The organism is uncultured Polaribacter sp. (genome assembly GCF_947503855.1).
Taxonomy (GTDB): domain Bacteria; phylum Bacteroidota; class Bacteroidia; order Flavobacteriales; family Flavobacteriaceae; genus Polaribacter.
This window is the reverse complement of record NZ_CANNFF010000003.1, coordinates 117,508-138,338: the sequence shown is the minus strand read 5'-3', so window position 1 is coordinate 138,338 and position 20,831 is coordinate 117,508. Positions and strand designations below refer to the sequence as shown.

Below are 20,831 nucleotides of genomic sequence, written 5' to 3'. Positions count from 1 at the left end.
AGTAGTAAAAACAATCGAAATTTCTTTAAAAATGATTAATTTTGCTCCTTACTAAACAATAAAGTAATGTATAGAAGTCATTCTTGTGGCGAGTTAAGAGATTCGCATATAAATACAGAAGTAACCTTAGCTGGTTGGGTGCAAAAATCACGTGATAAAGGATTTATGATTTGGGTAGATTTACGAGATAGGTATGGTATTACTCAACTAATTTTTGATGAAGAGCGTACCCCAGCAACCATGATGGAAAAAGCAAAATCTTTAGGAAGAGAGTTTGTTATACAAGTTACAGGTACAGTAATTGAGCGCGAATCTAAAAACAATAACATAGCAACTGGTGCTATAGAAGTGTTGGTTTCTCAATTAGAAATTTTAAATGCAGCTAAATTACCACCTTTTACGATAGAAGATAAAACAGATGGTGGAGAAGATATTAGATTGAAATACAGATATCTAGATATCAGAAGAAATCCTGTAAAAGATAGTTTGATTTTTCGCCATAAAGTAACTATGGAAGTCCGTAAATATTTGTCTAACCAAGCATTTATAGAGGTTGAAACGCCATATTTAATAAAATCTACTCCAGAAGGCGCACGTGATTTTGTGGTGCCAAGTAGAATGAATGAGGGGCAATTTTACGCTTTGCCACAATCTCCTCAAACCTTTAAACAACTATTGATGGTTGGAGGAATGGATAAATATTTTCAGATTGTAAAATGCTTTAGAGATGAAGACTTACGTGCAGATAGACAGCCAGAATTTACACAAATAGACTGTGAAATGGCGTTTGTAGAGCAAGAAGATATTTTAAACATTTTTGAAGGCTTAACACGTCATTTATTAAAAGAAATTAATGGAGTAGAGGTAGATAAATTTCCAAGAATGTTGTTTGATGATGCTATGCGTTTGTATGGAAATGATAAGCCAGACATCCGTTTTGGAATGGAGTTTGGCGAGTTAAATGAAGTAACACAACACAAAGATTTTGGGGTGTTTAATAACTCAGAATTAGTAGTTGGTATTGCAGTTCCTGGTGGAAATGCCTACACAAGAAAACAAATAGATAATATTATTAAATGGGTAAAACGCCCGCAAGTAGGTGCTTTAGGGATGGTTTATTGTCGTGTAAACGAAGATGGTACTTTTAAATCTTCTGTAGATAAATTTTACAACCAAGAAGATTTAGCAAAATGGGCAGAAGTTACAGGAGCAAAACCAGGAGATTTAATTTGTATTTTATCTGGAGAAACCAATAAAGTAAGAACGCAATTGTCTGCTTTAAGAATGCATTTAGCAGAAGAATTAGGTTTACGTAAATCTAATGAGTTTGCACCACTTTGGGTAATTGATTTTCCATTGTTAGAATTGGATGAAGAAACGGGTCATTACCATGCAATGCACCATCCATTTACATCGCCAAAACCTGGTCAATTAGAATTATTAGATACAGATCCAGGAGCAGTAAAAGCCAATGCCTATGATTTAGTATTGAATGGAAACGAGATTGGTGGAGGTTCAATTAGAATTCACGATAAGCAAATGCAAGCAACTATGTTACGTCATTTAGGTTTTTCTGAAGAAGATGCCAAAGCACAATTTGGTTTCTTAATGGATGCTTTTGAATATGGTGCACCTCCTCATGGAGGTTTGGCTTTTGGCTTAGATAGACTAGTTGCTATTTTAGGAGGTCAAGAAACTATTAGAGATTTTATTGCATTCCCAAAAAATAATTCTGGTAGAGATGTAATGATAGATGCGCCAGCTTTTATAGATAATGAACAATTGAAAGAATTAAGTTTGAAATTAAATATTCAAGAATAAATATTTAAGTTGAATTTATTTTAATTTCTTTTTTAAGAATATTTAGTAAACCTTGCAGCTTTTTAAAAACTGTGAGGTTTTTTTTATGAATAAATTTAGTACATTTAAAACATGAAAAATCTACTTCTTTTTTTTCCTTTACACTATGGCAATTAATGGCAACACAAACCCATCTGAAGAACTCAAAAAGAAATTCAGTTTAAGTAACGAGCGAGCTAATTTGTATAAAATTATTATACATATTTATATGGTTTGCCCATGAAATTAAAAAACTAAGAAACTATTATTCACGAAAAAGTAGAAAAAAATTAAAAGAAAAGAATACTTGGTTTTAAAAGCGACTTATAAAAAATAGAGCTTGGTATTATAATAAAAACAAAATATATTTAGGTATAGATATTTTATCGGCAACCAAAAATTAAAAAAATGTCAAAGCAAATTTATGAGGCGATTATCTATTTAAAGATTGCATCATTTTACTCGCAAAAACAACAAAAAAATAATGGCATCATCAAAAAAAATATTTAAAAAAATACTAGTTTGGAGATACAAAAACATCTCTGAAAGACAATTTGTATATGTTTTAAGTATTTTGGTAGGCTTTTTAGCAGGTTTTGGTACTGTAATTCTAAAAAACTTAACACATTATATTCAACTTTTGCTAAGTATCGATTTTGTAAAAAAGTATCAAAACTCCATGTACTTTGTGTTTCCTATTATTGGTTTGATAGTGGTGGCAATCATCAAAAAAAAATGGCTTAAAAAACACATTGGTCATGGTATTTCTTCAACCTTGTATGCCATTTCTAAACGTAAAGGAATTATACCAAGATACAATATGTATGCCTCTTTAATTACGGCGCCACTTACGGTTGGTTTTGGTGGTTCTGTAGGTTTGCAAGGACCCGCAGTTAGCGCTGGTACAGCTTTGGCCTCCTATACGTCTAAGTTGTTTCATATGAACACAAAAACTAGAATGTTATTAATTGGTTGTGCAACAGCAGGTGCTATGTCATCTATGTTTAAAGCACCTATTGCAGGTATCGTATTTGCTTTAGAGGTATTTAGTTTAGATATTGCTTTTGTATCACTTATACCTTTATTGTTGGCCTCTGTAGCAGCTATTGTAACTTCTTATTTGTTTTTAGGTTCAGATGTTTTATTAGGCTTTGAATTGAATGATAAATTTCAAATAAGCGAAATTGGTTTTTACGCTATCTTTGGTGTTGTAACAGGAATTACTTCTGTATACTTCTCTGTAGTTTATTTTGCAATTAGAAAGTTTTTTCATCTTTTTGAAAAACGATTTACAAGATTAATTTTAGGAAGTTTAGTAATTGGTTTTATTTTATATTTAATGCCCTCTTTATATGGTGAGGGGTATGGTTTAATCAATAATCTTCTTAAAGGAAACCATATTGCAGCTATTGGGAACACTCCATTTTCTTTTAATCATGATAATATTTGGTTGGTCATTTTCTTTTTATTGTTAATTACCATTTTTAAAGCGATTGCTATGAGTACTACTTTTGCTGCTGGTGGTGTAGGTGGAATTTTCATTCCAACTCTAGTAATGGGGAGTGCCTTAGGAAATGCTTTTGCCAAAATTATTAATAATATAGGCCTTGGCTTTCAGGTTTCGGAAGCTAATTTTACATTGATAGGGATGACAGGTTTAATGGCAGGTGTATTGCACGCTCCATTAACAGCTATTTTCTTAATTGCAGAAATTACTGGTGGCTACGATTTATTTGTGCCACTAATGTTGGTCGCTGCTATTTCGTTTTCTATTACAAAATACTTTATTTCTAACTCTATTTATACCTATAAATTAGCTCAAAGAGGAGAACTCATTACCCATGATAAAGATAAAAATGTAATGATGATGTTACAAATTGACAAGCTAATTGAAACCAATTTTAAACCAGTACACCCAGAAATGTTATTGGGAGACATGTTAAAAAAAGCAGTAGCAACTTCTGTAAGAAATATTTTTCCGGTAATTAATAAACAAAAACAATTTTTGGGGATTGTATTGTTAGACGATATTAGACCCGTAATGTTTGATACAGAAATGTACAACAGCATTAAAGTAGAGGCTATAATGAAAGCTGCACCAGAAATTATAAAAGAAACAGATCCTGTAGAAAAAGTGATGCAGAAATTTAAAACCAGTGGAGCATGGAATTTACCCGTAGTTAAAGATGGTAAATACATTGGTTTTATTTCGAAATCGAAATTGTTAACTGCTTACAGAAATAAATTGGTAGAAGTAACTGCTTAAAACCAAGGATTTTCGTTGGTTTCTAGTTGTTTTTGACTTTTTATAATAGACTTAGATTTAAACTCATTTTCGCCAACTAAAAGACAAGCGTATAGTAAGAAAATTATTTTCAATTCATTTGTATTTAAAACTAATAACTCTACTCTTTTATTGGTAAAAGATTCATCAAATTCAGCTATTTTTTCACCATCTTTAAAGATAGATTTCTTTTTCTTGTAGTGCACTTTTATTTCGTAATTGCCTGATAATAGGTCAAGCTTAAAAACTGTATTTCTGTTATTTTGAGCAATTAAAATAGATAAATCTGCAGTTTTTTGAGAGATTAAATACACCATTCTCCATTTCCAAAACTGGAATTTTTTGGTGATAGAAAATACAACCTCGTTTTTAGCATTTTTTATTTCTGCACAAGTTTTTCCAAACTCCATAAACCAAAAAGAAGAATAAATAACTTCATTATTAACGGCTTCAGAAATTTTTAAGATATTGTTATTTTGAGATATATGATATCGTTTTAAATTCATAGAAATACAATTTTATCAAATTTAGACGATGTATTTTTACCTGGCAATAATATTCATAAAAAAAATGCTTAATAATTTATAAAATACAGATTACTATATTAAAAGTTATAGAATAAAGATTGATTTGTGAAAATTCATGAAATTCGTATCAAATTATTTTTAAAGATAGACTTTTTGTAATTTTGTAACATGAAAAAAGTACTAACAGTATTGTTTATTGTTTTTTTAGTTTGGATGTCTATTGGAGGTTATTTAATAAATACAGAACATGAAAAAGCAAAAATTGTTATGGGTTTAGGGGTTTTGTATTTGTCTTTTATATTTATGCCCATTTTTATTTATTATAGATATAAAGATGGTAAGTATAAAAAATACATAATAAATGATGATAAATTAAGAAACGCATTTAAACAACAAGGAAAAGGATAACTTCTCTTTTCATAAAACATACACAGGAAAATAGTCTAAAAGCCACCTTAATACCAGGGTCAAATATAGGTTCTAAAAAGGTATCCTTTATAATTATCTTCAAAACATTTTCTACTAAAAATATATTTTTTTAACATTAAATAAAGAATTTATTAATACCACTTTAAGAATAATATTCAAAACGAAATTATAAATTTGTAATACGGGAAACTTAGTAGACTTTCTGTATTTGAATTTGAGTTATATAAATTAAATCTAGACTTTTGTCTAGATTTTTTTTGTGCCAATTTCAAACTAAATCTTTGTATTTTTGTAAATTATGATAGACGCAAAAGAAGCCATTTCCGAAAAAGCCATATTAATCGGTATTATTACCCAACTTCAAGATGAAGAAAAGTCTGAAGAATATTTAGATGAACTGCAATTTTTAACAGAAACTGCCGGTGGTGTTCCTATAAAACGTTTTGTACAAAAAATGGACAAACCCAACCCTAAAACATTTTTAGGAACAGGTAAGTTAGAAGAAGTAAAAGCATATATAGACAGGCATCATGTGGGTACGGCTATTTTTGATGACGAATTATCGCCTGCACAATTAAGAAATATTGAGAAAATATTAGATTGTAAAATTTTAGATAGAACCAATTTAATTTTAGATATTTTTGCACAAAGGGCACAAACAAGTTCTGCAAAAACTCAAGTAGAATTAGCACAAAGCGAATATTTATTACCACGTTTAACAAGACTTTGGACTCACCTTGACAAGCAAAAAGGGGGTATTGGTATGCGTGGACCAGGAGAAACAGAAATAGAAACAGACAGACGTATTATTAGAGATAAAATTGCAGTATTAAAAAAACGTTTAAAAACCATAGATAAACAAATGGCTGTGCAACGTAAAAACCGTGGTAAAATGGTACGTGTTGCATTGGTTGGGTATACCAATGTTGGTAAATCTACTTTAATGAATGTTGTTAGTAAAAGTGATGTTTTTGCAGAAAATAAATTATTTGCAACATTAGATACTACTGTGCGTAAAGTGGTTATTAAAAATATTCCTTTTTTAATGACAGACACAGTTGGGTTTATTAGAAAATTACCTACGCAATTAGTAGAGTCTTTTAAATCTACTTTAGATGAGGTTCGTGAAGCAGATTTGTTGTTACATGTTGTAGATATTTCTCATCCAAATTTTGAAGATCATATAGCTTCTGTAAACACTATTTTGGCAGATATTAAATGCGATGACAAACCAACTTTAATGGTTTTTAATAAAATTGATGCCTACCAATATGAAACCATAGATGATGATGATTTGGTAACTGAAAAAACCAAAGAACATTATACATTACAAGATTGGAAAAAAACTTGGATGAATGATAAAGAAGTAGCCTCTATCTTTATTTCTGCTTTAAACAAAGAAAATTTAGAGGACTTTAAAGAAAAAACATATGAAGAAGTTAAAAAGATTCACATTCAGCGTTTTCCTTATAACGATTTCTTGTATTATGAATATAAAGAGGAAGAATAAAAAAATGAGACAAGGTTAAATTAAGCCTTGTAGCCCTTTTTTTAATATATATTATTTTTCATCAGTTTTCTCATCCTCAATAATACCCATTCTTTTGGCTCTGGTTTTCCATGATTTCCTTGCTAAATCTTGTAGATCTGCAACATTATCGCTTTCATCCATAATTTCTAAACCCAACAGGGTTTCTATTACATCTTCTTGAGAAACAATTCCACTAACAGAGCCATACTCATCTACTACCAAAGCAATATGTTCTTTTTCTTTAATAAGTTTTTCAAATAAATCAGGAATAGATAACTCTCTATTAGTAATTAAAATAGTTCTTTTTATAGTTGCTAATTTTTCTTTACCCTTACCATCTATAATCGCTTTATATAAATCATTTTTTAAGAAATACCCTGTAATTTCATCAGGATTGTTGGCAAAAACAGGAATTCTAGAAAAACGTAGTGTTTTATGATTTTCATAAAATGATTGAATGTTTACGTTTTCGTCTGCAGTCTTTAAAACAGTTCTAGGAGTCATAACATCACTTACCTTAACCTCCTTAAAACCCAATAAATTTCTAATTACTTTGCTTTCATTTTTTTGAAAAACGCCTTCTTTTTCAGCCATATCTGCCATCACTAAAAAGCTTTCTCTACTTAAAATACTACCATGACCTTTACCACCAATTAGTTTTGTGGTTAATTGTAAAACCCATAAAATTCCTGTATATTTTAAAGGAAAAATCATTATTTTTAGGGCTTTAGTTGTAAAGTTAGCTAATTCTTTCCAATAGGTTGCACCCATGGTTTTAGGTATAATTTCTGAAGCCACTAAAATTAAAATCGTCATAATTGTAGATACAAAACCTACCATTATATCTTCGGTAAATTGTATGCTTAAAAAACTTCTACTCGTAGTACCATACATTTCTGCATACGCAACTTTTGCTTGTACACCTACCAAAATAGCACCTACTGTGTGTGCAATGGTATTTATAGTTAAAATGGCAATTAAAGGTTTGTCTACATCTTTTTTTAGTTTTTCTAAAGACGCTGCATATTCCAAACCTTCACTTTTTTTAAGGTTGATAAATGTTGGAGTTATGCTTAATAATACAGCTTCTAAAATAGAACACAAAAACGAGAAAAATATAGAAACGGTTGCATAAATAATTAGAAAAGTCATAAAACAATAAGGTTTATGCGAATTTACATAAAATAAAAAACCTCAAGAATTTCTTCTTGAGGTTTTCTGTAAAATATGTTGTTTTTGTTTAGAAAGAGTAGCTTAAACCAAACAACCAATAAGATTGTAACTTATTGTCTACACTGTTAAAAGTCTCTACAGGATTGTCTATTAATGCATTTAGTAAAGCTTCTTGTTTGTTTTTACGCAAACCAAGTTCAAAACCAACACCTACACCTTTCCAGATTGTGTAACCTAAAGAGTTGGTTAATGTCCAGTTAGAAAAATCTGTAGATTTGTAGCTATGAAACATTGATAAATTAGATTTTACACTAAGTTTACCATATTTGTTTGTGTAATCTGTTACTACTTTTGCTCCTAAAGAAGATTCAAAAACAGTATCTCCACTACTAAATACAAAGTTGTAGTTTCCTGGGTGAATTACCACAACTAAATGGCTTGATGGTGTCCATGTTGCCCCTGCGCCAAAATCTAAATAACCAGGATTATTAAAGTTTTCTATAAGTGTTGTTCTGTATTCTCCTAAAGCAGAAATTGCCCAAGTTTTACTTAATCTTCTACCATATAAAGAAGAAATGTTAAAAACATCTGTAGCAGTTTCAAAATTAGGATTGTCAGTTGCGCTATCTTTATCATCAAACTTTACCCATCCTAAATTAACAGATGCAGCGTTTCTCCAAAAAAAATCTTCTTTTATTAAATTGGCAAATCCATTTACAGAAATACCAATGTTTGCAGATGATGTGTTTGGAGCAGTTCTTGCGTACCAATTATTAAAGCCAGCAATATTTCCACCAATAGTACCAAAAGCACCAATTTTCCAACCAGGTAATGCATCTATTTTAGATTGCAATCCTTTAGCTTCTTTTTGTAATTTAGAAATCTCTCCCTTTTTTTCTTTTAGTTCTTTTTTTAATTCTACTTCAGTTTGTGCATTTGCAGTAAAACTTACACATACAAATACAATTAAAACAATTAATTTTTTCATTAGATTTTTTTTAAGTTTATAGTATGTAAAAGTACTTTATTCTAGTAAACCAAAAACTATTAATAAGTCACTTTTTCGTGGAAGTTATAATTTACACCCAAACCAAATAATTGTCTAAATTGTATTTTACTAGCAGTATTATCATCTACAATGGCTTGAAAAGTTAGTTGCATTTTAATATGCTTATTTACTTTAAAACGAATGTTAGTTTGGTAATCTATATCAAGGTTACCAACATTTGCAAGATAATCTGTATAAATAGATAAAATATTTTCCATTTCAATATTCTCCATTAGTACAAACTTATAGTAACCAGATAAGTTAAAACCCAAACTAAACGCAACTGTTTCTCCTTGGTCTACACCAAATCTGCCAGCATCTTTAGTAAAAAAATCGTTTACAAATGTATATCTGGCTGTAGCTGGTGCAATGTTTAAGTTTATGTCATCAGATTTTTTCCATAACATACCTGGTCCGTAAGTTAAATACGCGGGCGATAAAAACTCTGAGACTAATACTTTTGGGTCTTTTTTATAATCGTAACCTTTTGCATACTGTGTTCTAAAATTGGCTATAAACGAAAAAAACCAATATTTACTCGTTTTAAAACCAAAAAGAGAATTCACTTCAAAACGGTCATCTGTTTTTCTATAACCTTTTTCACTAATATGACTCAAACCATATCCTGTTATAATTCTAGTATCCCAGTTTACGTTCTTTTTTTTGTAGTTAAAATCGTAATTTATATTGATATTTCCTGCAACTGTATTTTCACCACCCGAAGCCCAATTAGAAAAAGAAGATTGGTTAAATATAAAAGCAAATCTTCCGTTAATTTTCCATTTTGGCTTAGGTAAGGAGTCTTGTTTCTTTTTTTGAGAATAAAAAGTTGTAGCCAGTAGCATAAAAAAAAGGATAAATATTCTTTTCATGAAGCATTTTTAAAATGACAAGCAAAAGTAAAATTATTTCTTGGCTTTGAAAATTGGTACTGTAGAACAGGCCTCTCCAAACATAATAGATTTTGCTATGGGTTGTAATTTTGTTATTAATAAAGAGTATGCAGCATTAGGTATGGGTTTTTCTCCACAACCTTTTATGATTACAGGTACATCTGTAAATTCTTTGTAGTCTATAAATTCTAATAATTCTTGATATAAAACAGTCTCTAACAATTCTAAATTACCGATAACCACTTTGTTTGCATAAGGGTTTAACTCTGCAGCAACCAACATAAAAGCCCAAGAAGGTATAATAGCATCTACAGAACAAGTAATTGCTACAAAACAATTTTTGTATTTAGACCAATCATGGTTTTTTACGTAGGCTCTAAAATCTACTTCTTTTAGAATAAGTTCTTGAAAAAGCCAATCTTTTATATCAAATAAAACGCGTTTTCCATCAGGATAAATTTCCTCAAGGTCAAAGGTTTTTAGTTTGCTATTAGCAACTCTGTTTACAATTTCTTCCATTTTATTTTTAGTTTCAAAGTTGTTCTCGATACAATTTCGATGAAAAATCGAAATCACTCGAACTTACAATGACTGCGAATTGTTGACTAACTAATGCCAACTAATTTTACAGCATGCCCAATTCTAATTTAGCTTCTTCGCTCATCATTTCTTGCGTCCAAGTTGGATCGAAAGTAATTTCTACTTCACACTCGTTAATTTGTTTTAAAGATTTTACTTTTTCTTCTACATCTCTTGGTAAACTTTCTGCAACAGGGCAATTTGGCGAGGTTAATGTCATTAAAATTTTTGCGTTGTTTTCATCAGAAACAAAAACATCATAAATTAAGCCAAGTTCGTAAATATCTACAGGTATTTCTGGATCGTAAATGGTCTTTAAAACGCCTACAATCTTATCTCCTATTTCCTCTAATTCTTTATCTGTCATTTTGTAAAATCTTAGTTTTTTAATTTAGTTTGTTGTGCAATTGCATACATTTTTATTTGTTTAATCATAGAAATCAACCCGTTTGCTCTTGTTGGAGACAAATGCTCTTTCAAACCAATTTCGTCAATAAAATTGGTTTCTGCGCCTAAAATATCTACAGGTTTTTGTTCAGAAAAAACGCGCAATAACAATGCCACAATTCCTTTGGTTAAAATAGCATCGCTATCTGCTGTAAATTTAACTTTATCATTTTCTAGTTCAGAGTACAACCAAACTTTAGATTGGCATCCTTTAATTAAATTTTCTTCTAATTTATAGGTTTCGTCTATTATGGGTAAAGATTTACCAAGTTCTATAATATATTCATAACGCTCCATCCAATCATCAAACATAGAAAACTCATCAATAATTTCTTCTTGTATTTCTTTGATAGTCATTTTTAAAACTTATTTTTGCAGTATCGCAGATACCTTAATTATAGTGCAAAAATACGATAAAAATGCATTAAACGTAACTGTAGAATATAAGAATATCAAATATTAACTATTATAATAAATTCCTTCCTTTTGCGAAGGTTAGAATACTAAAATGAGTAAATTATTAGCAGTTGGTACTGTAGCTTTTGATGCCATAGAAACACCTTTTGGTAAAACCGATAAAATTTTAGGTGGTTCAGGATCTTACATAGGATTATCTGCATCTCAATTTGGAGTAGAAACAGGCGTTGTTTCTGTTGTTGGTGGAGATTTTTCTGCATCGTATTTAGAAATGATGAATTCTAAAGGAATCAATACGGATGGAGTTGAAATAGATAAAGACGGTAAAACTTTTTTCTGGAGTGGAAAATATCATAATGATATGAATTCGCGCGATACTTTACTTACAGAATTAAATGTTTTAGAAACATTTACACCAGTTGTACCAGCAGATTTTAAAGATGCAAGTATTGTTATGTTAGGTAATTTACACCCATTAACACAAGCATCTGTATTAGATCAAATGAACCAAAGACCAAAATTAGTAGTTTTAGATACTATGAATTTTTGGATGGATATCGCTTTAGATGATTTACACACAGTATTAAAAAGAGTAGATGTAGTTACTATAAATGATGAAGAAGCGCGCCAACTTTCTGGAGAATATTCTTTGGTAAATGCCGCTAAGAAAATCCATAAAATGGGGCCAAAATATGTAGTGATAAAAAAAGGAGAACATGGAGCTTTGTTATTTAATGAAGGAAAAATGTTTTTTGCACCAGCTTTACCATTGGCAGAGGTTTTTGATCCAACAGGAGCTGGAGATACTTTTGCAGGAGGTTTTTGTGGTTATTTAGCAAAAACAGAAGATGTTTCTTTCGAAAACATGAAAAATGCTATTATTTATGGTTCTAATTTAGCATCCTTTTGTGTAGAAAAATTTGGTACAGAACGCATGCAAGATCTTACAGCGCAAGAAGTTAAGTTGCGTTTGAAAGCTTTTAAAGATTTAACACAATTTGATATAAAAATATCTTAATTTTAATCCGCAGTATTTACGCTGCGGATTTTTTTATAAAACACACACAACTAAAAACTATTATTACCAATGAGTGACGCTATTAAACACGAATGTGGAATTGCACTTGTTCGATTAAAAAAGCCTTTACAATTTTATAAAGATAAATACGGTTCTGCTTTTTACGGAATTAACAAAATGTATTTATTGATGGAAAAACAACACAACCGTGGTCAAGATGGTGCTGGTTTTGCAAGTATAAAATATAATGTGGCACCAGGTACAAGGTACATTAGTAGAGTTAGATCTAACCAGCCACAACCCATACAAGATATTTTTGCACAAATTAACCAGCGTTTAAATGGTGTTTTAGAGCAAAACCCAGATAAAAAAGACGATGTTACTTGGCAAGAAGAAAATATGCCTTATGTAGGAAACCTTTTTTTAGGACACGTTCGTTACGGAACTTTTGGTAAAAACAGCATAGAAAGTGTGCATCCTTTTTTACGTCAAAGTAACTGGAAACATCAAAATTTAATAGTTGCAGGTAATTTTAATATGACCAACTCTAAACAATTATTAGAAGAATTGATAGAGTTAGGGCAGCATCCAAAAGAGTTTACAGATACGGTAACTGTAATGGAAAAAATTGGTCATTTTTTAGAAGATGAAGTGGCTAAATTATACCAAAAAGCAAAGAAAAAAGGCTTCAGTAAAAAAGATGCATCGCCATTTATAGAAGAAAATTTAAGCCTTAAAAAAGTTTTAAAACGCTCTTCTAAAAATTGGGATGGTGGTTATGCAATGGCTGGTTTAGTAGGCCATGGAGATGCTTTTGTGTTAAGAGACCCAAATGGAATTAGGCCTACTTATTTTTATGAAGATGATGAAGTGGTAGTTGTAGCATCAGAAAGACCAGTAATACAAACCGTTTTTAATGTAAATATTGATGAAATTAAAGAATTAGAAAGAGGGCATGCATTAATTATTAAAAAAAGTGGTAAAACATCTATCAAACAAGTGTTAGAACCAAGAGAAAAAAAGGCCTGTTCTTTTGAGCGTATTTATTTTTCTAGAGGTAGTGATGCAAGTATTTACGAAGAAAGAAAAAATTTAGGAAAATTTGTATTTCCAGAAATTTTAAAATCAATTGATAGTGATGTTTCAAATACTGTTTTTTCTTACATACCCAATACGGCAGAAACTTCTTTTTATGGGATGACAGAAGCTGCAGAAGATCTATTAAATCAGCAAAAAACAGCTAAAATCTTAGCTGGTGGAAAACAATTATCTGCAGAAAAAGTAACTCAAATTTTATCTGAAAGACCCCGTTTTGAAAAAATTGCAATCAAAGATGCAAAATTAAGAACATTTATTGCAGATGATAGCAGTAGAGATGATTTGGTAGAACACGTTTACGATGTAACTTATGGGGTTGTAAAACCTACAGATAATTTGGTAATTATAGACGATAGTATTGTACGTGGTACTACTTTAAAAAAGAGTATTATTAAAATTTTAGACAGATTAAGTCCTAAAAAAATAGTAGTAGTTTCTTCTGCACCGCAAATTCGTTATCCAGATTGTTATGGTATAGATATGGCAAGAATAGATGCCTTTATTGCATTTAAAGCAGCTATTGCTTTGTTAAAAGACACCAATCAAGAACATATTATAGACGAAGTTTATAAAAAATCGAAAGCACAACAAAAAACTGAAGATGAAGGTATTGTAAATCATGTAAAAGAAATTTATAAACCTTTTTCAGCTGAACAAATTTCAGCAAAAATTGCAGAAATGCTAAAAACAAAAGATATAAAAGCAGAAGTAGAGGTAATTTATCAATCTATAGAAGGCTTACATAAAGCTTGTCCAGATAATTTAGGAGATTGGTATTTTACAGGAAATTACCCAACTCCTGGAGGTCATAGAGTAGTAAATGAAGCCTTTATAAACTTTTATGAAGGAAACGATAAAAGAGCTTATTAACCTCAATCAAGTTTTAGAACGCATAAAAAAAGCATCCAATTTATTGGATGCTTTTTGCGTATATATAAAATGCTGAAATTTATTTAGCTTCAGCGTAGCGTCTTTCAACTTCATTCCAATTGATTAATTTAAAGAAAGCATCAATATAATCTGGTCTTCTGTTTTGGTAATTTAAGTAATATGCGTGTTCCCAAACATCTAAACCTAAAATAGGTGTTCCTCCACAAGTAACGCCAGGCATTAATGGGTTATCTTGATTAGGTGTAGAACAAACTTCTACTTTTCCTCCAGGAAGCACACATAACCAAGCCCAACCAGAACCAAATTGTGTAGCTGCTGCTTTAGAAAAAGCATCCATAAATTCTTCTTTAGAACCAAAAGCGGCTTCAATAGCATCTTTTAATTCACCAGATAAAGTACCTTTGTCTTTTGGATTCATAACTGTCCAGAACAAAGAGTGATTATAATAACCACCACCGTTATTTCTAACAGCACTATTACTCATGTCTAAATTTGTTAAAATATTTTCAATAGATTTACCTTCTAAATCAGTACCTTCTATTGCTGCATTTAATTTTGTTGTATATCCATTGTGATGTTTGCCATGGTGAATTTCCATAGTTTTTGCATCAATATGTGGTTCTAATGCATCATGTGCATATCCTAATTCTGGTAATTGAAAAGCCATTTTTTTATTGTTTATAAGTTAGTATTTTATTTGTAAATGTAAAATTACTTAATATGTAAGTAAATCCCAAAATATTAGCCTTTTCTTAACTTATAGCAGTATAAGAACAATTTATTCGCCATATATTTTCATAAACTCCTCTACTTTTTCTACCATATTTTTACTACCGCAAATAAAAGGAACTCTTTGATGAAGTTCTGTTGGTATAACATCTAAGGTTCTTGTATAACCATCGGAAGATTTACCATTAGCTTGTTCTGCTAAAAATGCCATTGGGTTACATTCATAAAGCAAACGCAATTTCCCATTTGGATTTCTAGAGCCTTTTGGATACATATAAATACCTCCTTTAATCATATTTCTGTGAAAATCTGATACTAAAGAACCAATATATCTACTCGTGTAAGGTCTGTCTCCCTCTTCTTCTTGACAATATTTTATGTATTTTTTTACTCCTAAAGGGAAATCTAAATAATTACCTTCATTTACAGAGTAAATACTGCCATCTTCTGGAAAAGTCATATTTGGATGCGATAAATAAAACGAACCAATTGCAGGGTTTAAGGTAAAACCATTCACACCATCTCCAGTTGTATATACCAACATTGTAGAGGTTCCGTAAACGATATAACCTGCAGCTACCTGTTTATTTCCTTCTTGTAAAAAATCTTCTAATTGTACAGGTGTTCCAACAGGTGTTACGCGTCTGTATATAGAAAAAATGGTACCTACAGAAACATTTACATCGATGTTAGAAGAACCGTCTAAAGGATCAATTAAAACCACATATTTATTTTGATGATTCTCATCTTGACTGTTAATCGTTATAAAGCTATCTTCTTCTTCACTTGCAATACCACAAACAATGTTTCTTTTGGTTAAGGTTTGTATAAATTTATTATTGGCATAAACGTCTAATTTTTGTTGATCTTCACCTTGAATATTTGTGCCGCCAATGGCACCAATAATATCTACCAAACCAGCTTTATTCACCTCATGGTTTACTACTTTTGCAGCTAACCTAATAGAGTTTATAAGCCTAGAAAGCTCACCAGAAGTGTATTTAAATGCGTGTTGATTTTCAATAATAAATTCGCCAAGAGTTTGTTTTTTATGCGTCATTTTAATAGATATGGTTCTTAATACAAATATGTTATTTTTTTTTTACTATTTAATTTTTTACATCAGTTAATTTACCTGTTTTTTTAAACAAATCATAAAAAAATGTGTAAAATATTCAAAAAATTTTGTCAAGTATCAAATAAACTATCTTTGTACAAAATTTGTAAAAATGAGTTTTATAATTAGAAGAGCAATAGAAAAAGATGTACAAGCTGTGCACGATTTAATTACAGAATTGGCAGTTTTTGAAAAAGAACCAGATGCGGTAGAAATTACTGTACAAGATTTATTAAATGATGGTTTTTCTGAGCGCCCAAAGTTTAAATTATTTGTTGCAGAAGAAAATAATACAGTAATTGGTATTGCTTTGTTTTATGAAAGATATTCTACGTGGAAAGGAAAAACCATACATTTAGAGGATTTAATTGTTACAAAAAGTAGACAAAAAATTGGAGCAGGCAAAGCTTTGTATACAGCTGTTTTAAAATATGCTTACGATCATAATTTTAATAGAGTTGCTTGGGAAGTTATAGATTGGAATACCAACGCAGTTAATTTTTATAAAAGCACAGGAGCAACCTATTTAAATGATTGGTCTGTGGTGCAAATGAATAAAGAAAACTTAGCAAAATTTATTGAAAATAATTAGAAATGAAAATTTTTAAATTTGGAGGTGCATCTGTAAAGGATGCTGTAAGCGTAAAAAATGTTATAAACATTTTACAATCCGAAGGTACAGAAAATATATTAGTTGTAGTTTCTGCAATGGGTAAAATTACCAATGCTTTTGAAGACGTAATAGAAGCTTATTATAACAAAACAGATAATTTGTCTGAAAAATTAGGAGTTATAGAAGATTTTCATAAAGCCATCATGGATGATTTATTTGAAAAAGAGGCTCCAATTTATAAAGAAATAGATATTTTATTGGGCGAGTTAAGTTGGTTTTTAGCTAGAAATACATCGCAAAGATATAATTATGTGTACGACCAAATTATTTGTTTTGGTGAGTTGTTATCTACCAAAATTGTTAGTGCTTATTTAGAAAAAATTGGTGTAGCAAATAATTGGTTCGATGTAAGAAATTACATAAAAACAGATAGTAATTATAGAGATGCAAAAGTTGATTGGAACTTAACCCAAGAACTTATTTCTAAGAAAGTAGATGCTTCTAAATTAAACATTACACAAGGTTTTATAGCTGCAAACGATACAGAAAATACAACCACTTTAGGTAGAGAAGGATCTGATTATACAGCTGGTATTTTTGCATATTGTTTAAATGCAGACAACGTAACTATTTGGAAAGATGTACCTGGTGTTTTAAATGCAGACCCACGCGTTTTTGAAGATACTACTTTGTTAAAACAAATTTCTTACCAAGAAGCTATAGAGATGGCATTTTATGGAGCATCTGTAATTCACCCCAAAACTTTACAGCCTTTACAACAAAAAGAAATCCCATTATTAGTACGTTCTTTTGTAAACCCAAAAGAAGCTGGTACAAGAATTTCTAAAGGGTCTAATTTAGAGCCTTTAATACCTTGTTTTATTGTTAAGAAAAATCAAGTTTTAGTATCTATTTCTGCTTTAGACTTTACTTTTATGGTAGAAAATAATATTAGTTATATTTTTAAGAAATTACACGATTATCAATTAAAAACCAATCTAATACAAAATTCGGCTATTAGTTTTTCTATCTGTATAGATAATAAATTTAATAAGTTTGATAGTTTTTACGAAGAACTAAAAACGGAATTTAAAATAGACGTACAAAAGAAAGTAGATTTGTATACAGTGCGTCATTTTGATGACAAAGCAATTGAAAGTATACAAGAAAAAGGTACTTTTTTGTTAACGCAAGTTAATAAGGAAACTATGCAAATTATTTTGGATGCAAAATAATTGAATTCCTATTTCATTTTTTTAGTATGTTTGTATGAAGCTCTAATTGTATTTTATGGCATTAGTAACCTCTAAAGAAATTGCACAAGTAATTGGTATTCAGAAATTTAGATTTCTAGGTACTTTTGTAGGATGGATTTTATTAAGAATACTTCGTATATCTACTATTAATAAAATTTACGATAAGAATAAAAATAAATCTGAACTAGATTTTTTAAACGGTGTTTTAGACGATTGTAATATAAAGTTTGAAGTTCCAGAAGATGATCTTAAAAGAATACCAAAAGAAGGTCCTTTTATTACAATTTCTAATCATCCTTTAGGGGGGATAGATGGCGTTTTACTATTAAAGTTATTGATAGAAAAAAGAGCTGATTATAAAATAATTGCCAACTTTTTACTACATAGAATAGCGCCATTAAAGCCTTATGTAATGCCCGTAAATCCTTTTGAAACCAGAAAGGACGTAAAATCTAGTGTAGCAGGAATTAAAAGTGCTTTATCACATTTAAGAGAAGGAAAACCTTTGGGAATTTTTCCTGCAGGAGAGGTGTCTACCTATAAAGATGGTAAATTAAAAGTAGATAAGCCTTGGGAAGAAGGTGCAGTTAAATTGATAAAAAAGGCAGAAGTACCTGTTATTCCTATATATTTTCATGCCCAAAATAGTAAACTTTTTTACTTTTTATCTAAAATTTCAGATACGTTAAGAACAGCCAAATTACCATCAGAAGTGATTTCTCAAGGAGGTAGAGTTGTAAGAGTTAGAATAGGAAAACCAATTTCTGTAAAAGACCAAAGTGATTTTAAAGACATTCCGTCTTTTTGTGAGTTTATAAGAAAGAAAACCTATATGTTGGCAAATCCTTTTGAAAAAGCTCACAAACTAATTTCTACTCAAAATATAAAAATTAAAAAGCCAGCAAAAAAAATTGCTGCTCAAAAAAATGTAGATTCATTTATTAACGAAGTAAATATTTTAAGAGCTAAGAATAGTAGATTATTAGAAAGTAAAAACTACGAAGTATTTTTTGCGGGCGCTAAAGAAATACCAAATCTATTGCATGAAATTGGTAGGTTAAGAGAAATCACGTTTAGAGAAGTAGGTGAGGGCACCAATAAATCTTTAGATTTAGATAAGTACGATAAATATTACTCCCACCTTTTTTTATGGGATAGAGAAGCTAGTTGTTTGGTAGGAGCTTATAGAATGGGACTTGGTAAAGATATTTTTAAAAAGTATGGTATCAATGGGTTTTATGTGCAAACCTTGTTTAAAATAGAACCAGAATTACACCAAATGATGAGCAATACCATAGAGATGGGACGCGCTTTTATTGTAAGTGAATATCAACAAAAACCCATGCCACTATTTTTATTGTGGAAAGGAATTGTACATGTTACTTTACGTTATCCAGAATATAAATATTTAATGGGTGGTGTTTCTATTAGCAATCAATTTTCAGATTTTTCTAAATCGTTAATGATTGAGTTTATGAAATCTCATTATTACGACCCATACATTGCCCAATATATTTATGCCAAAAAAGAATACAAGGTAAAACTAAAAGATGGTGATAAAGACTTTGTATTTGATGCTACTAAAGCAGACATGCAAAAGTTTGATAAAATTATAGACGAAATTGAACCAGGAGCATTAAGAATTCCAGTTTTATTAAAGAAATATGTAAAACAAAATGCCCGTTTGGTAGCTTTTAATGTAGACCCAAAGTTTAACAATGCTGTAGATGGTTTAATGTATATAAAAGTAGCAGACATACCAGAAAGTACAGTAAAACCTGTGATGGAAGAATTTCAAGCAGAGTTAGAGCGTAAAGCTACTGAATTACAGAATAAATAGATTTTTCAGATCTTTTGATAATGTTAACAAGATTTTTTTCAAAATAAGCTACCTAAACACCTTGATTTAATTTGAATTAAATTTGTTTTTAAATTGACAATGACAAGTTTTTTTAATAGTTTAAAAAAAATAACTATTATTTTTGTGTTTAAATGCATAAAGAACTCAATTCCTTTTTTTTTCAAGATTTTATTACTGAAAATCAACACGTTCATCTACCTATTTTAGAAGAAAAAAAAGTAACACTTTACATAAAAAGAGAAGACGTAATCCATCCTTTTGTTTCAGGTAATAAGTTTAGGAAACTAAAGTACAATTTAACAGAAGCTAAAAAACTTAAAAAAAATACCTTACTTACATTTGGTGGAGCTTTTTCTAATCATATTGTTGCAACTGCTGTTGCTGGTAAGTTGGCGGGTTTTAAAACCATTGGTGTTATTAGGGGAGATGAGTTAGCTAAAAACTTAAAAGAAACGCTAGCTAATAATGCTACTTTACAAGAAGCCTATAAAAACGGAATGAAATTCCATTTTGTTTCTAGAGAAAATTACCGACAAAAAAATAGCCTTGGTTTCGTAGAAAAATTAAAAAATAAATTGGGTGATTTTTATCTAATTCCAGAAGGAGGTACTAATTGTTTGGCCGTAAAAGGTTGCCAAGAAATTTTAACAAAATTAGATCATAATTTCGATTATATTTGCTGTGCAATAGGTACAGGTGGTACTATTTCTGGTATTATTAATTCTTTAGAAAATGATCAAAAGGCAATGGGTTTTCCTGCTTTAAAAGGTGATTTTTTAGCTGAAGAAATAAAAAAATATACCACAAAAACCAATAATTGGACTATCGTAAAAGATTATCATTTTGGGGGTTATGCAAAATATAATGATGAGCTCATTCGTTTTATAAACGATTTTACAAAACAAACCAAAATTCAGTTAGATCCAATTTACACAGGTAAAATGTTATTTGGTATTTTAGATTTAGTTCAAAAAGATTATTTTCCAGAAAACAGTAAAATTTTGGCAATTCATACTGGAGGTTTACAGGGTATTGCAGGTTTCAATCAAAAATTAAAACAAAAAAATAAAGCGCCAATTAA

The 20,831-nt window shown here is 30.1% G+C and carries 18 protein-coding genes and 1 pseudogene; 10 read left to right on the top strand and 9 right to left on the bottom strand.

Annotated elements, in window-relative coordinates; genetic code table 11:
* Nucleotides 1–66 precede the first annotated feature (66 nt).
* Nucleotides 67–1,821: an aspartate--tRNA ligase gene (gene aspS / locus Q0662_RS03620; protein ID WP_298947229.1), complete on the top strand. Its 1,755-nt coding sequence runs from the start codon at nt 67–69 to the stop codon at nt 1,819–1,821.
* A 502-nt stretch (nt 1,822–2,323) separates the two neighbouring features.
* A complete protein-coding gene (locus Q0662_RS03615) occupies nt 2,324–4,105 on the top strand; it encodes a chloride channel protein (RefSeq protein WP_298947227.1) in 1,782 nt (593 codons plus the stop codon).
* On the opposite strand, the gene Q0662_RS03610 is transcribed toward Q0662_RS03615, so the two are convergent.
* Entirely contained in the window at nt 4,102–4,629 is a 528-nt protein-coding gene (locus Q0662_RS03610) for a hypothetical protein (protein WP_298947225.1), read from the bottom strand. The two genes, Q0662_RS03615 and Q0662_RS03610, sit on opposite strands and share 4 nt — an antisense overlap.
* 189 nt (nt 4,630–4,818) lie before the next feature.
* Here Q0662_RS03610 and Q0662_RS03605 point away from each other — a divergent pair, with 189 nt between their 5' ends.
* Together Q0662_RS03605 and hflX are read left to right on the top strand one after the other, a co-directional pair.
* Nucleotides 4,819–5,058 (top strand): hypothetical protein, encoded by a 240-nt coding sequence (locus Q0662_RS03605; protein ID WP_298947223.1) that lies wholly within the window; start codon nt 4,819–4,821, stop codon nt 5,056–5,058.
* Between the two features lie 319 nt (nt 5,059–5,377).
* A complete protein-coding gene (gene hflX, locus Q0662_RS03600) occupies nt 5,378–6,589 on the top strand; it encodes a GTPase HflX (protein WP_298947220.1) in 1,212 nt (403 codons plus the stop codon).
* 51 nt (nt 6,590–6,640) lie between these two features.
* Here hflX and Q0662_RS03595 read toward each other — a convergent pair whose 3' ends face one another.
* The 6 genes from Q0662_RS03595 to Q0662_RS03570 form a co-directional block, all read right to left on the bottom strand.
* Nucleotides 6,641–7,762, bottom strand: coding sequence for a CNNM domain-containing protein (locus tag Q0662_RS03595; protein ID WP_298947218.1), 1,122 nt, complete (start codon nt 7,760–7,762; stop codon nt 6,641–6,643).
* A gap of 88 nt (nt 7,763–7,850) precedes the next feature.
* Nucleotides 7,851–8,771: a DUF3078 domain-containing protein gene (locus Q0662_RS03590; RefSeq protein ID WP_298947216.1), complete on the bottom strand. Its 921-nt coding sequence runs from the start codon at nt 8,769–8,771 to the stop codon at nt 7,851–7,853.
* Nucleotides 8,772–8,830: 59 nt separating this feature from the next.
* Entirely contained in the window at nt 8,831–9,703 is an 873-nt protein-coding gene (locus Q0662_RS03585; protein ID WP_298947214.1) for a DUF3078 domain-containing protein, read from the bottom strand.
* A gap of 33 nt (nt 9,704–9,736) precedes the next feature.
* Complete coding sequence (locus Q0662_RS03580) at nt 9,737–10,243, bottom strand: DUF2480 family protein (RefSeq protein WP_298947212.1); 507 nt, start codon at nt 10,241–10,243, stop codon at nt 9,737–9,739.
* A 106-nt stretch (nt 10,244–10,349) separates the two neighbouring features.
* The gene (locus tag Q0662_RS03575; RefSeq protein WP_298947210.1) at nt 10,350–10,670 is read right to left on the bottom strand and encodes a DUF59 domain-containing protein; all 321 of its coding nucleotides are present in this window, start codon (nt 10,668–10,670) and stop codon (nt 10,350–10,352) included.
* Between the two features lie 11 nt (nt 10,671–10,681).
* Nucleotides 10,682–11,107 carry a SufE family protein gene (locus Q0662_RS03570; protein WP_298947208.1) on the bottom strand — a complete coding sequence of 142 codons (426 nt, stop codon included), beginning with the start codon at nt 11,105–11,107 and terminating at the stop codon, nt 10,682–10,684.
* Nucleotides 11,108–11,258: 151 nt separating this feature from the next.
* Between Q0662_RS03570 and Q0662_RS03565 the strand changes: the two genes are divergently transcribed.
* Together Q0662_RS03565 and Q0662_RS03560 are read left to right on the top strand one after the other, a co-directional pair.
* Nucleotides 11,259–12,185, top strand: coding sequence for a PfkB family carbohydrate kinase (locus Q0662_RS03565; RefSeq protein WP_298947206.1), 927 nt, complete (start codon nt 11,259–11,261; stop codon nt 12,183–12,185).
* A gap of 69 nt (nt 12,186–12,254) precedes the next feature.
* Nucleotides 12,255–14,153: an amidophosphoribosyltransferase gene (locus tag Q0662_RS03560; RefSeq protein WP_298947204.1), complete on the top strand. Its 1,899-nt coding sequence runs from the start codon at nt 12,255–12,257 to the stop codon at nt 14,151–14,153.
* A 79-nt stretch (nt 14,154–14,232) separates the two neighbouring features.
* Here the strand turns inward: Q0662_RS03560 and Q0662_RS03555 are convergent, their stop codons facing one another.
* Both Q0662_RS03555 and fbp read right to left on the bottom strand, forming a co-directional pair.
* A complete protein-coding gene (locus Q0662_RS03555) occupies nt 14,233–14,841 on the bottom strand; it encodes a superoxide dismutase (RefSeq protein WP_298947202.1) in 609 nt (202 codons plus the stop codon).
* Between the two features lie 111 nt (nt 14,842–14,952).
* Entirely contained in the window at nt 14,953–15,963 is a 1,011-nt protein-coding gene (fbp, locus tag Q0662_RS03550) for a class 1 fructose-bisphosphatase (RefSeq protein ID WP_298947200.1), read from the bottom strand.
* 169 nt (nt 15,964–16,132) lie between these two features.
* Here fbp and Q0662_RS03545 point away from each other — a divergent pair, with 169 nt between their 5' ends.
* The 4 genes and pseudogenes from Q0662_RS03545 to Q0662_RS03530 all read left to right on the top strand — a co-directional run.
* Nucleotides 16,133–16,612 carry a GNAT family N-acetyltransferase gene (locus tag Q0662_RS03545; protein ID WP_298947198.1) on the top strand — a complete coding sequence of 160 codons (480 nt, stop codon included), beginning with the start codon at nt 16,133–16,135 and terminating at the stop codon, nt 16,610–16,612.
* Nucleotides 16,613–16,614: 2 nt separating this feature from the next.
* Nucleotides 16,615–17,868, top strand: coding sequence for an aspartate kinase (locus Q0662_RS03540; protein ID WP_298947196.1), 1,254 nt, complete (start codon nt 16,615–16,617; stop codon nt 17,866–17,868).
* A 55-nt stretch (nt 17,869–17,923) separates the two neighbouring features.
* Complete coding sequence (locus Q0662_RS03535) at nt 17,924–19,729, top strand: lysophospholipid acyltransferase family protein (RefSeq protein WP_298947192.1); 1,806 nt, start codon at nt 17,924–17,926, stop codon at nt 19,727–19,729.
* Between the two features lie 152 nt (nt 19,730–19,881).
* Nucleotides 19,882–20,829, top strand: a pseudogene (locus Q0662_RS03530) (1-aminocyclopropane-1-carboxylate deaminase/D-cysteine desulfhydrase); the annotation flags it as partial.
* Nucleotides 20,830–20,831: the final 2 nt, after the last annotated feature.